Source organism: aff. Roholtiella sp. LEGE 12411, from assembly GCF_015206995.1.
Taxonomy (GTDB): domain Bacteria; phylum Cyanobacteriota; class Cyanobacteriia; order Cyanobacteriales; family Nostocaceae; genus Komarekiella.
On record NZ_JADEXR010000162.1, the window covers coordinates 1 to 13151 of the forward strand.

Sequence of the window (13151 nt, forward strand, 5' to 3'; positions counted from 1 at the left end):
GTATAGGCGGTTGTTGGTGCTGGTTATCCACTCACAGAATTTATCCCATACGTTGGCGCTGCTGCGCTGTTGTAAGGTTGCTGTCATGGTTTTATAAGTGCTTTGTTTTTATGATGTTTAGGTAGGCTTTACTACCTGTAACTTATCTTAAATAAAAGATTGCATTTTGTAAAGTGTTTTGTAAATAAATTTTTCTATTAACCCGGTAGATAAGCTTGTAAAAAGCTCTAAAGTTGTATTTTACAAGCATAAAATCGCCTAAAATGCAGTGAGAGCAGAAGTTTGGTAAATATAAACTTTAATTGCAGTCATCCTAGTATGACAATTTGAATCGGCTCAGTTTTCGTAACCTTACTCAGGTAGAGATTGTGGCGTAGTGAGATAGAGCCTGTTATATGCCAATTGATTATTCCCGCATTGTCACTTATAGCCCTGCTTATACAATTGTTCCGACTTATGAGTGCTTCAATCGCTGTACTTACTGCAACTTTCGCACCGAACCGGGTAAAAGTCCCTGGATGAGCCTATCAGCAGCAGAAAGTATTTTAAAACAGCTTCAAACTCAAAACATCTGTGAAATCCTCATACTCAGTGGTGAAGTACATCCCCATTCACCAAAGCGTCAGGCGTGGTTTCAGCGGATTTATGATTTGTGTGAATTAGCACTTTCAATGAAGTTCTTACCGCATACTAATGCAGGGCCATTGAGTTTTTGGGAGATGCAAAAGCTGAAGCGTGTGAATGTTTCAATGGGGTTAATGTTGGAACAATTAACACCACAATTGTTAAATACTGTTCATCGGTACGCACCGAGTAAATTACCAGCAGTAAGGTTGCAACAATTACAATGGGCCGGAGAGTTGCAGATTCCTTTTACAACCGGGCTACTGTTGGGAATTGGGGAAACTGAAGATGATTGGTGGGAAACATTGGCGGCTATATCCAATTTGCATCGAAGTTACCATCACATTCAAGAAGTCATCCTGCAACCTCACAGTCCAGGAAATCAGCAAACCTTTGATGCACCTTCCTTTGACCCCTATCAACTACCAGAAGTCATTACCAAAGCACGTCACATTTTACCGCCAGATATTACTATTCAAATTCCACCAAATTTAGTTAAAGATAAGCAATGGTTGCTTGCTTGTATCGAAGCTGGTGCGCGAGACTTGGGCGGAATAGGGCCAAAAGATGAAGTGAATCCTGATTATCCCCATATTCAAGAGCAAGCATTGAGAGCAATTTTACAGTCAGCGGGGTGGGAATTAGTGCCGCGATCGCCAATTTATCCGCAGTTTCATGGCTGGTTGTCGGGGGAATTGCAAACAGCACTGAGACGATGGCTTAACAATTTAACCCCAGCTTCTGTTTTGCAAAGACAGGGCTAATTAACAAACGTAGATAAGCTAAAACACATTTAAATTGCACAATCATTCATAAGGGCTGTCATGCGTCATTTGTCATTAGTCAAAAGTATTTACAAAGGACAGGTGACAAATGATTAATGACGGTCTTAGCCAGTGAATGTGCAACTTGGAAGTCCCTTAGCTTACCGAGCGAAACACCGCTCCTGCTAAAATCTAGGGACAGAGATTTTGATTGGTCTTCCTCTGTTTTTTCTAAGATAGAGTTTACAGTCCAAATACTGTTGTATAATAGATATAGTAAGGATTCGGGGGGCCATTTACTGGTCAAAAACGTCTATAGAGACTATCTTTGGAAATCTCCAAGGTCTGAAGTCCAGCCAGCTGAAGCAACTACAGCGGCTGTATCACCAGCGCATACCGGGCGATCGCATCACTACGTCCGAATTTTCCCAGCGACTGGCAGCAATTAGCACAGAAGTTAATCAACCTGTATGTGCCTACCTCAACCGTCGGGGGCAAGTGATTCGTGTAGGGGTAGGTACACCACGTCAAACACAAATTCCACCGCTGGAATTGCCCCGTTACGGTGCAGAACGGCTCAGCGGTATCCGTTGTATTGCTACCCATCTCAAGCCAGAACCACCTAATGAGGCGGCGCTGACAGCTATGGCACTACAACGCTTAGATGCTTTGGTTGTCCTAAACATTACTGGCACAGGATTCACACGGCGGGGAGGCGGCGCTACTGGGTATGTCAAAGAAGTTTATTTGGCTCATCTAACGCCCCAAGAATCTCGCACTCTTGTGACTAGTCCCACTGCACTCAAAATGGTGGAAAGCCAAGTCCAATCTCCAAGTTGGAATATATCGCCGCCTTTGAGCCTGGATGATCTGGCAGAGCAGGATTTAGTAGACTTGGTGGAAAATCTGGAAGCAGAATTCCACAGGGAATTCATTGCCCAGGAAGTAGATGCTGACCATGATCGCGTGCTAATTGTGGGGCTGATGACCAGTGAGAGGAGTCGCCAAGGATTCCAGGATACCTTAGTAGAATTAGCACGATTGGTAGATACTGCTGGCGGAGATGTATTACAAACAGTACAACAAAAGCGATCGCGTATTCATCCCCAGACAGTAGTTGGCGAAGGTAAAGTGCAAGAAATCGCCTTAACTGCCCAAACCCTAGGCGTTAATCTAGTCGTATTTGATCGCGACCTATCACCTTCCCAAGTCCGCAACTTAGAAATGCAAATCGGTATCAGGGTGGTTGACCGCACCGAAGTAATTTTGGACATCTTTGCCCAACGCGCTCAGTCCCGTGCTGGTAAATTACAAGTAGAACTAGCACAGTTAGAATACATGCAGCCGCGACTAGCTGGTAGAGGTCGTACAATGTCACGATTAGGTGGTGGTATTGGGACTCGCGGCCCTGGTGAAACCAAACTGGAAACTGAACGACGTGCCATCCAGCAGCGCATTTCCCGACTGCAAAAAGAAGTAAACCAATTGCAAGCACATCGTTCGAGGTTACGGCAGCGACGGCAGCATCAAGAAGTTCCCTCAGTTGCTTTGGTTGGCTATACCAATGCCGGTAAGTCCACCTTGCTGAATGCTCTCACTAATGCTGAAGTTTATACAGCCGACCAGTTATTTGCAACTCTCGATCCCACCACGCGCCGCCTGGTGATTCCTCATGGCGAAGCTGATGAACCTGAAGAAATTCTGATCACAGATACGGTAGGGTTCATACACGAACTGCCTACATCTTTAATGGATGCCTTCCGCGCTACTTTGGAGGAAGTCACAGAAGCGGATGCTCTACTGCATTTAGTGGATTTGTCTCATCCTGCTTGGTTGAGTCATATTCGCGCAGTTAGGGAAATCCTAGCGCAAATGCCAGTGACTCCCGGTCCAGCACTAGTTGCTTTTAACAAGATTGATCAAGCAAGTAGCGAGACACTAGCTTTAGCTCAGGAAGAGTTTCCCTTGGCGGTGTTTATTTCAGCAAGTCAGCGCTTGGGATTAGAAACCTTACGCCAGCGACTTGCTCAGCTAATTCAATACGCCGTGGACGGTGGGTAAATATAGAAATTTAGTTGATTTATAACATTTATAGACTCAGTATTATTACTGGGTTTTTTCATGATTTGAAGCCAAAGATAAAGTGTTTTTGAACATAAGGTCTGTATTATAGACAACTCACCCTTGGATGCCTAGATTAGTGTAAAGCCTATTTGTAGAGTGCTTTTAATATCAGTCAGATGGATAGCAATTTATCAAATTGTCATCTTCACCAATTGAGTCTCAAGGTTCTATTTCGTAAGTACTGTTCAATATGAAAAACCCCTTTTTAACTTCTGTATTACCCAGCATTTTGGCTGCTACTACCCTTGTCATATCACTTTCTACCTTTTCCCCTGCTAACGCCGCTTCTATAAATTTCACTATCAACGAATTCACAGGTTCTGATACTCAGGTAAAGTTTACTTTGGATGACCAAATAGCAGGAACTGGAAAAGTTCAGTTCAAAGTAGACTTTTTATCGACTGGAAATAACGCAATTGCTGACATACGGGGCGTTTTCTTCAATATTTTAAACGATTCGCTTCTCACTGGCCTCCAAGTAGTGGGTACAGATATCACAGCCAGCAAATTTGGCGCTGCTGGAACAATTAACTCTATCGGTAGCAGTAGTAACAATCTGAACGGTGGTGGCGGTTATTTTGATGCTGGGGTAGAAATTGGTCAAGAAGGTATAGGAAATGGAAAAGGCGACATTCAATCGACAACATTTACCCTATCCCACAGTTCACAAGTTTTAACCCTGGCTCAATTTTCTGAGCAGAACTTCGGAGTGCGTCTAATGAGCGTAGGTTCTGGAAATAGTCGCGGAGGAAGTAGCAAACTTAAAGGACAAGCTACTTACTACACTCCCACGCCACCTCCACCTAAAAAAGTACCTGAGCCTAGTACTGCTGAGGCTATTGGCTTATTTGCTGTAGGTGTTTTGAGACTCACAAAAAAAACAAACAGTCTCCATAGCAGTCAACAACACTGCTGATTCAACTTGGGTGGCTTTTACAAAGAAAGGCAGAGGGTCGAGGGCAGCTATGCTGAAGGTTAAGAGTATTAATTAAAACTAAAGTTGCAGGGCGTACAAACTCCAACAAAAAGGCGGGAAATTGATTGAGGTTGATCGGTGGTTCCCTAGTTCTAAGCTCTGTTCTAATTGTTTTTATCAAATAGGTGAGATGCCGTTGGATGTCCGGGAATGGACTTGTCCTCGTTGTGGTACTCATCATGACCGTGATCGAAACGCAGCCATAAATATTAGAGCACAAGGAATCAGAATGATAAAGGCGGAAGGTTCAGCCGTCTCTGCTGTAGGAGGGGATGTAAGTCCTAGTCTTGGGCGAAAGTCTATAGTAGTGGCACTCCCCCGTGATTACAGAAACCCAAACTGTACTTGGTACTCCAAGTCCGTGTGGGTAGTTCACTCCTCAAGATACAACTAATATCTCCGCTCTTTTGGCTCAAACATGGTAATTCCCACTGGTCGATATTGAATATCAATTCCTGCTGGTGAATAATAAGCCATTGTGTGTTTAAGGAAGTTAGTATCATCTCGTTGGGGATAATCTTCGCGGAAATGAGCACCACGACTTTCTTGGCGATTTAAGGCTGATGCTAAAATTGTTTGCCCTACTATCATTAAACTCCGCAGTTCTAAAGCTTCGACAATTTCTGTATTCCAGCAACGGCCTTTGTCATCTAAATAAATTTGAGGATATTGCTGTTGAATTTGTGCTAATTTCTGCGAACCCTCACGCATTAATTCCTCGGTGCGGAAAACACCGCAGAATTGAGTCATACAATCTTGAAAAGCTTGACGAATTTGGTTAATGCGGTACTTTCCTGGCTGTTCTATTAAAGCTTGGATTTGCTGCTGAGCTTCTGTTATGTAACGTTGCTCGTCTACAGAGGGTAACTTCCGATTTTGTACATATTGGGCGATCGCAGCCCCAGTCCTCTTACCATACACCACGCATTCCAGTAGGGAATTACTACCGAGACGATTTGCACCATGAACAGAAACACAAGATGTTTCACCAGCGGCAAAGAAGCCATCAACTAGACTATCGCCACTACTGCGGACTTGACCATCGGTGTTAACTGGAATACCGCCCATACAATAGTGAATTGTGGGGCGGACTGGCATCGGCTGAGTTACCGCGTCAACGCCCACTAAGCGATGAGCTTCTTCCCAACAGAAGGGGACGCGGCTCATGATTTTTTCTTTGCCCAGATGGCGCAAGTCAAGATAGACAAAGGGGCCACCAGCACTATCATCGGGATGAACACCACGACCAGCGCGAATTTCGTAAGCGATCGCCCGTGAGGTAATATCACGAGGAGCCAGTTCCATACGGCTGGGTGCGTAGTTCGCCATAAAGCGATCGCCTTCACTATTAATTAGATACGCTCCTTCACCCCGTACTGCTTCCGAAATCAACACGCCTACCGGATATAAACCCGTGGGATGAAATTGGACGAATTCCATATCTTCGAGGGGTAAACCGGCGATCGCAGTCATTGCCAAACCATCACCAGTGGAAGCGTAATCATTTGAGGTGGTGTTATAAACGCGACCATACCCCCCCGTGGCAAACATCACTGCCTTAGCCCTTAGCACCTCTATACGTCCATCTAAGAGGCTGTACATCACCACGCCCTTCGCCTGATCCTCTTCCAAAATCAGGCGCATGACATACCACTCTTGATAAACTTGCACACCGTAACGCCGTAGGTTATTAACCAATTCGTGCAAAATTGCGTGACCAGTTTTATCAGCCGCGTAGCAAGTGCGATCGTGGGAATGTCCACCAAAAGCTCTTTGGGCAATACGACCATCAGGCAAGCGAGAGAACAAAACGCCCATGTGTTCCAAGTCAATCACCACATCTGGCGCTTCTTTGACAAGAATTTCTACTGCATCTTGGTCTGCTAAGTAATCGGAACCCTTAACAGTATCAAAAGCGTGTGCTTCCCAGCTGTCTTCTGAATCAACATTTTTTAGTGAGGCTGCCATACCACCTTGAGCAGCCACTGAGTGGGAACGAATTGGGTGGGTTTTGGCAACCACAGCAATATTTAAGCTGGGGTCAGTACGAGCAATTTCCACAGCAGCGCGACATCCCGCCAATCCACCCCCGATAATAATCACATCGTGTTCTAGCATAATTAGCCCTCGACTGCAAAAAGCTGCTGTTCTATTGTAGAGACGTGATTCATGAGACAGTGCATTGTAGAGAAAAATTTGATGGTCAAAAGCTTCCTTTCACAACTTCCACATCTCAACAAAAAAATTCCCTGTCTATAGACAGGGATATGATTTTAACTTTGGATTTTGATTTGGTGAAAAGCTCCAAGCAGTAGCCAGTATGTTGGTTTTCAGATTGGAGTCGGAAAACCACTCAGCTAGTCGCTTGTACAGGTTGTTGCTGAGAAACATTACCGGGTATAGGTTCAGTCTTAGTTCCTGCATTTACAGGAGTTACTTCAATATGATTTAACAATGTAGTGACAAATGCAAACAACAAGAAAGGCAACGATAGCAGGACGACAAGACCCACCGTTGCTAAAGCATACACTGGTCGCCTAGCACCCATCAGCGCTAAGGCTGAGGCCAAACTTAGGGTAATTGTGATCAACCAAACAATTATTTGACCATATATATCACCAAAGGTCAGGGTACAGACAAACCGATACTTTTGAATATTACTCGTGGTCATCACATTTGCCTCAAGTCTCTCCTATAGATTCTACGTTAGAGCCATGTTTGGTTTCTAGACAGTTTCTAAATATTTTTGCAAGGTTTGTAATATCGCTTCACAATTAACTGTTTTTGTTAATGAACAGAATTCTTCGGTTAACTGTTGATATTTTTTGCGAATGGTCAATATTACATAATGACCACAAAAATATGAAAGATAGCATCAGACGACCCTCCAATGACGCTAATATAAATTAGCCCTAACAGCGGTGAGGCACAGCCAAATGGTTTTGACTCCTCAACAACTAGACGCCATCATGCCTGACGCTAGTCAGCTATATAGCGATGAGCCGGAAATGGAAAGTTCTCTGCACTATATGCAGCTATTGCTGCTTGTCACCTGTTTAGAATGGCTGTGGCGTGACAGGAATGATTACTTCATTGGTGCTAATCTCACCATTTATTTTAGTCGCCAACAACTGCGAAATCGTGATTTTCGCGGTCCTGATTTTTTCTTAATCAAACAGACACAAAAGCATCCCCGTAATTCTTGGGTGGTGTGGGAAGAAGATGGTAAATATCCCAATTTAATTATCGAACTGCTCTCAACTAGCACCGCCGATACAGACCGAAATTTGAAAAAAAACCTGTATCAAGATCGTTTCCATACACCAGAGTATTTCTATTTCTCCCCAGACACTCTAGAGTTTGCTGGTTTTCGCCTAGTAGGAAGTGAATATCAAGATATAGCACCCAATGCTAATGGCTGGCGCTGGAGTCAGGAGTTAGATTTGTACCTGGGCATCAATTCAGGAAAGCTACGCTACTTTACTCTTGAAGGTGTTTTAGTGCCAACACCAGAAGAAGCCGCATTACAGACACAATTAGAATTACAACAACAAACTCTAGAGTTACAACAAGAACGCCAACGCGCTGAGCGGTTAGCAGAAAGACTACGTGCTTTGGGTATGGATGTAGAGTGAGAGGAAAACTATTTTAATTTAAATTCATCAAATTTCACAACTTCCGAATCTGGCTTGCAGGTATCAAAACGTCGATAATTTGTAGTCAATTTTCTACTAACTTGTCACTCGATTGCTTTTGCGTCATCTGTCATCAGCTGCTAGGCTGTTTGCCTGCTACCCCTATTTATTGAGCCGACACAACAACTGTGCCTTCGACTACTTAAAAAGTGGAAGAATCCAGGCAGCCGTAATGCTGAGCAATAGTATAAACTCTATGACAGCCAGCACAAGCGTTGACTGGAAGCAGTTTGACGATGAACCCCGACGCAGGTTCGACCACCATGTGGAGAGATGAGTAGACCACAGAGCAGGACTATCTTTGTCACGGAATTGCCAATTTAGCATTGATAGTAGTAGCGGTAGTCCGCCAACCCTTGCATTCATCAGGATGTGAAGAGCGATGGAAACAACTATAATCACCCAGGCAATTAAGTGTGCGTAGTACCAGGTATGATTGAGTTCTCCCTTTGGCAGCCATGTTTCATCCATCATCTTGCCGCTGAAGAGCGCAAAATTTAATGCAAAAAGCGCAAACGTGTTGGTAAAACGGTTTAACGTATACCACCAAATTGGTTCACCAACTTTAGCTAGTTTAGAGAAAGAATTCGGTTGAATAAGCCGCCTTTGCCCCCGATGAAACGCATAGAGAACAAAGGTAGGGAAAATTAGCAAGGTACACAGCCCGAAGGTTCCGTGCAAACCTTCAATGTCTTTATAGGAAGGAAGCGGAATTCTTCCCCATCGACCATCATAAAGATCATAAGTCCAGAAAGCGGTCAAAATTGCAGCAATGAGAAAAAGACTAGTGATTCCATGCAGAATCCGCAGGAGCAGCGGTTGATAAGGCTGACTTGATTTCATCAAATAAAATTCTCACTAATACGCGCTAGCTTTTGCAGAGCAGTTTCACTCTTCATCTTGCAATTGTGAGTGCGATCGCCCCATAATACTAAAAACCTCATAATAAAGCTTTCTACCAACTTCGCTGCGTTAACTGGAAGAATCGGCAGATTATACTTATAAGTGCTATCAGTGCCAAATTAGCTCGCTTTTATACCCACATCATGCACCTCATCTGGCACAATTGGAGTTACAACAAGAACGCCAACGGGCTGAACGTTTGGCAGAAAGACTGCGATCGCTTGATGTTGATTTAGAATGAATTAGCGACTATTTTAACTTAAATTCATCAAATTTCACAACCTCTGAATCTGGCTTGCGGGTATCAAAACGATAACTGCTTACCGTACCTGTCCCTGTATCAAAGATACTGAAAACCGTAATATCATTACTGGCAATATAAGGTATTGGTTTACCATCTTTGCCTATCAAGGGTGCGATCGTTGGTATTATAGGTTCTAAACCATTAGGATTGCCTTGCTTAACATAATCCTCTTGATAACCAGTTGGCACTTCTCGCTTTCTTTCACCCAAAGCAGCGCCATAACTATTACCAACATTAGATGTTTCCAGAAAGTGTATTCCACCAGGACTAACAAAGCGGTTCCACAAATGGGAATGCCCATAAAATACCAATTGCACATCAGCTGTTTCTAGCAACGGGACAACATCGCGGATAATATAATCTGCGTCCTTGGGGTATTCGTAACGCACTGCCTTGATTTTGCCATCATCCCGCTCAATTATCTGTACTGGGTCTGTGTAGGCAGGGACAATGTTATCGCCCAGAGTGTGGGGTGGATGATGGAACATCACAACTTTGTATTTTGCTTGTTGAAATTCAGGGCTATTTAGTTCTGCCTCCAGCCAACTGTACTGCTTGCTGCCTTTCGCAATTGGCTCATAAATAATCTGTCCATAACCCCACTTTTCCGGATTATTTAAATCTTTTTCTGCTTCTTGATATCTACCTTTATTCTTTCCATCTAAGCTGGCAGTCCGCCACATATTAGTAACATACAGTACCACTAAACGTACATCACCAAAGCTGACTGCATAATACCTTTTTCCCCCCTCTTTACTTTTTGGAAGAGTGAAAATCTCTTCGTAGGTAAAAGTATTAAAAGAATTATCTATTAGGGATTTATCACTATACAGTTTTTGGGCGACTGCACGGGGAATTGTATTATCATATTCATTGTTTAAACTTCCCGTTCTAGCAAACTGTCCCATCACCTCATGATTACCAATACAAGTAAACATCGGTGCATTTTGAATGATTTTCCCGCCAGTGTAAATTGTCTTAACGCTATTATGCGTCATTTCATATTTAGCACGACCTTGTAAACCAGGGAATAATGCACTATAGCGGTTATCATCAAACCATTCCGAGGCGCGATCGGGCGTGTTGACTAAATCACCAGCAAACCATACCCCATCTACTTGTCCAACTGTTTCTACCACCTTTTGCAGATTTGCTGCTGTCATCGGCTTCAACTGATGGTCTGAGGTAAGTAGGATTTTCAGCGGTGTACCTGATTTTGGAGTAGGTGCAAGGGTAAAAACATCGCTGCTAACACTCTCATCACTTTTCTGTACACTCGTGACGCGATAAGGAACTCGCATACCGGGAGTTAAACCAGTCACCTCAGCTTCATGTCGCCAAATGTCGCGTTTAATAGGTTGTTGATATTGTCTGTTTTGAGTTTGGCTTGCTACTCGTGATTGCTGATCTTCGCGTGTGCGGCTGAGTTTATTAGTACTTGCCTTGGCAGTTTGCTTGAGATTTTCACCGTAGCTGACTAGATGTTTCGTACCAGCAAACTCGGTAAACCAAACTACTCGTACTGAAGTTTCAGTTGGCAGTTGCAAAAATGGGTCGGTCAGCAACTGGGGTGCTGATATCATACTTGTTTGACCAAATGAATGCACGCCTACTAGCGTAAAGCATATAAACAGCAAAAACACAGATGCTAATAGTATTTTGCGGCTGCTTAAGCGTTTGAGCATGAGTAATATACCAAATTTTTAGGTGTCCACGACTGAACGCAATTATATTATTAACCTTGTTGGCGAACATCTTGAAAAGCTTCTAACTGGGGCAAATTTACAGTCACAAAATTAAAAACTTGGCTTTCTTTATTCGGCAAAAACCCTAGCTTTTTGGCAAATACTTTTTCCAAGTCACAGATTATGGATGAAGTTAAAAAAGTAAAACTACCGTCACACAAAGGTTTTAGCGATAGCGTTCGCGTTGCCAAAAAATGGATAAAGTCGAGCTAAATTAAGGCTTATTTTTTGGGGATTCAAAAAATAGTTTGTAAGATATCCATGTCAATGCTGCAACAATAATAATTCCAGCCATCACCGAAGCTATCCTGACCGCAATCAGCACCGCAACACCGAGAGCAAAGAGTTTTCCACCGAGAATAGCTTTTTTAATCCACAGTTTAGAGGAATTTTCCGGTTGATGCTTAACAGTTTTATGAAAAGGTGCGTTAGAAGCACGGATGTCAGCTTCCATCTCCCGCAGCCTTACTTCCATTTCTCGTTCTCGTAGTGTGCGTTCCCGCCGTTCAAGTTCTTTATGGCGATCGTCTTGAGATGTCATCGATATCCACCCCTTGCAGGACAATAAAATGATACAAGCATTTATAAGTTAGTCCATTTGGATATTAACTCACACCTATAGGACTTGCACACTCTACGAATTCTCGGCGTTCTTCTCTATCAGACGCTGCGCGTTCACTTCGATTAATTTTGCTTTTTAGCAACTTTTACATAAGTTTTGAATAAGTAAGAATTGTGGATTTAATAACATACAGTTGCGATCGCATCTTGCTAGGGTTTGTTCTAAATTGGAATAAGGGGTGGCGGTAGCGATCGCACTTGCGTGGAAAATGAAAACAGGCGATCGTATATCTTGCCACCACCATAAGCCAAAATTTTTATAGATACTCACACTAGGTAAATTCAAGATGGATATCAAAAATGGCTTTGTCGGCACTATTGGTAACACACCCCTGATTCGCTTAAACAGTTTCAGTGAACAAACAGGTTGCGAAATCCTCGGTAAAGCAGAATTTCTCAATCCTGGCGGTTCCGTTAAAGACCGGGCTGCACTTTACATTATCAAAGATGCAGAAGAGAAAGGCACCCTCTTACCTGGTGGCACTGTAGTTGAGGGAACCGCTGGTAATACTGGCATTGGACTAGCACATATTTGCAACGCCAAAGGCTACAAATGCCTAATTATTATTCCCGATACCCAGTCACAAGAAAAGATAGATGCACTGACTGCCTTGGGGGCAGAAGTTCGCCCTGTCCCCGCTGTACCCTACAAAGACCCCAACAACTACGTCAGGCTATCTGGCAGAATAGCTGCTGAATTAGAAAATGCCATTTGGGCGAATCAGTTTGATAATTTAGCCAACCGCCGCGCCCACTACGAAACCACGGGAACGGAAATCTGGGCGCAGACAGATGGTAAAATTGATGGGTGGGTAGCTGCAACTGGTACTGGCGGTACTTTTGCTGGTGTGGCGTCGTACCTGAAAGAACAAAATCCGGCAATTAAATGCGTTGTTGCCGACCCTTTAGGTAGCGGACTTTATAGCTATATCAAAACTGGTGAAATCAAAATAGAAGGGAATTCTATCACTGAAGGCATTGGTAACAGTCGTGTCACAGCCAATATGGAAGGCGCACCCGCTGATGATGCCATCCAGATTGATGATACAGAAGCGTTGCGGGTAGTTTACCAACTGCTACGGAAAGATGGGCTATTAATGGGTGGTTCCACGGGAATTAATGTTGGTGCAGCTGTTGCCTTAGCTAAGCAATTGGGCCCTGGACATACTATTGTCACCATCTTATGTGATAGTGGTTCCCGGTATCAGTCGCGGATATTCAATCGTGAGTGGCTAGCCTCAAAAGGACTTTCAATAGATTAGTCAATAACTGGAGTTTAGACTAAAGATAAGCGAGCGGAAAATAATACTTAGAAAAGTATGGATAAAAAATTGACATATCTGTTCAGGTGAAAAGTCACTGAAAAGAAAAGGCGGTCAGCTATGTTGAACTGAT

The 13151-nt window shown here is 43.4% G+C and carries 13 protein-coding genes and 1 pseudogene; 7 read left to right on the forward strand and 7 right to left on the reverse strand.

From position 1 onward, the window contains the following. Positions 1 to 395 precede the first annotated feature (395 nt). From cofG to IQ246_RS24635, 5 genes and pseudogenes are all read left to right on the forward strand, one after another. Positions 396 to 1388 (forward strand): 7,8-didemethyl-8-hydroxy-5-deazariboflavin synthase subunit CofG, encoded by a 993-nt coding sequence (gene cofG / locus IQ246_RS24620; protein ID WP_194005950.1) that lies wholly within the window; start codon positions 396 to 398, stop codon positions 1386 to 1388. A gap of 116 nt (positions 1389 to 1504) precedes the next feature. Continuing rightward, positions 1505 to 1837, forward strand: coding sequence for a hypothetical protein (locus IQ246_RS29975; protein WP_208492289.1), 333 nt, complete (start codon positions 1505 to 1507; stop codon positions 1835 to 1837). Then, the gene (gene hflX, locus IQ246_RS24625) at positions 1734 to 3449 is read left to right on the forward strand and encodes a GTPase HflX (protein ID WP_208492290.1); all 1716 of its coding nucleotides are present in this window, start codon (positions 1734 to 1736) and stop codon (positions 3447 to 3449) included. The genes IQ246_RS29975 and hflX overlap by 104 nt, the downstream gene beginning before the upstream one ends. 253 nt (positions 3450 to 3702) lie before the next feature. Then, the gene (locus IQ246_RS24630; protein ID WP_194005951.1) at positions 3703 to 4428 is read left to right on the forward strand and encodes a hypothetical protein; all 726 of its coding nucleotides are present in this window, start codon (positions 3703 to 3705) and stop codon (positions 4426 to 4428) included. A gap of 91 nt (positions 4429 to 4519) precedes the next feature. Continuing rightward, a pseudogene (locus tag IQ246_RS24635) lies at positions 4520 to 4859 on the forward strand (zinc ribbon domain-containing protein); the annotation flags it as partial. 19 nt (positions 4860 to 4878) lie between these two features. On the opposite strand, the gene IQ246_RS24640 reads toward IQ246_RS24635, so the two are convergent. Both IQ246_RS24640 and IQ246_RS24645 read right to left on the reverse strand, forming a co-directional pair. Further along, on the reverse strand, positions 4879 to 6606 hold the full coding sequence (locus IQ246_RS24640) for a succinate dehydrogenase/fumarate reductase flavoprotein subunit (RefSeq protein ID WP_194005952.1): 1728 nt from the start codon (positions 6604 to 6606) through the stop codon (positions 4879 to 4881). A gap of 235 nt (positions 6607 to 6841) precedes the next feature. Then, the gene (locus tag IQ246_RS24645) at positions 6842 to 7159 is read right to left on the reverse strand and encodes a hypothetical protein (protein WP_194005953.1); all 318 of its coding nucleotides are present in this window, start codon (positions 7157 to 7159) and stop codon (positions 6842 to 6844) included. Between the two features lie 265 nt (positions 7160 to 7424). On the opposite strand from IQ246_RS24645, the gene IQ246_RS24650 reads away from it, so the two are divergent. Continuing rightward, the gene (locus tag IQ246_RS24650; protein ID WP_194005954.1) at positions 7425 to 8123 is read left to right on the forward strand and encodes a Uma2 family endonuclease; all 699 of its coding nucleotides are present in this window, start codon (positions 7425 to 7427) and stop codon (positions 8121 to 8123) included. A 198-nt stretch (positions 8124 to 8321) separates the two neighbouring features. Here the strand turns inward: IQ246_RS24650 and IQ246_RS24655 are convergent, their stop codons facing one another. The 5 genes from IQ246_RS24655 to IQ246_RS24675 all read right to left on the reverse strand — a co-directional run bounded on the left by IQ246_RS24655 (position 8322) and on the right by IQ246_RS24675 (position 12027). Beyond that, complete coding sequence (locus tag IQ246_RS24655; protein WP_194005955.1) at positions 8322 to 9026, reverse strand: cytochrome b/b6 domain-containing protein; 705 nt, start codon at positions 9024 to 9026, stop codon at positions 8322 to 8324. A gap of 309 nt (positions 9027 to 9335) precedes the next feature. Further along, positions 9336 to 10973: a metallophosphoesterase family protein gene (locus IQ246_RS24660; RefSeq protein WP_244142151.1), complete on the reverse strand. Its 1638-nt coding sequence runs from the start codon at positions 10971 to 10973 to the stop codon at positions 9336 to 9338. Between the two features lie 152 nt (positions 10974 to 11125). Continuing rightward, positions 11126 to 11326: a hypothetical protein gene (locus IQ246_RS24665; protein WP_194005957.1), complete on the reverse strand. Its 201-nt coding sequence runs from the start codon at positions 11324 to 11326 to the stop codon at positions 11126 to 11128. 23 nt (positions 11327 to 11349) lie between these two features. Next, the gene (locus tag IQ246_RS24670; protein WP_194005958.1) at positions 11350 to 11676 is read right to left on the reverse strand and encodes a DUF3040 domain-containing protein; all 327 of its coding nucleotides are present in this window, start codon (positions 11674 to 11676) and stop codon (positions 11350 to 11352) included. A 156-nt stretch (positions 11677 to 11832) separates the two neighbouring features. Next, positions 11833 to 12027: a hypothetical protein gene (locus IQ246_RS24675; RefSeq protein WP_194005959.1), complete on the reverse strand. Its 195-nt coding sequence runs from the start codon at positions 12025 to 12027 to the stop codon at positions 11833 to 11835. A gap of 16 nt (positions 12028 to 12043) precedes the next feature. Here IQ246_RS24675 and IQ246_RS24680 point away from each other — a divergent pair, with 16 nt between their 5' ends. Beyond that, positions 12044 to 13018, forward strand: a complete 975-nt coding sequence (locus IQ246_RS24680; protein ID WP_194005960.1) for a cysteine synthase A — start codon at positions 12044 to 12046, stop codon at positions 13016 to 13018. Positions 13019 to 13151: the final 133 nt, after the last annotated feature.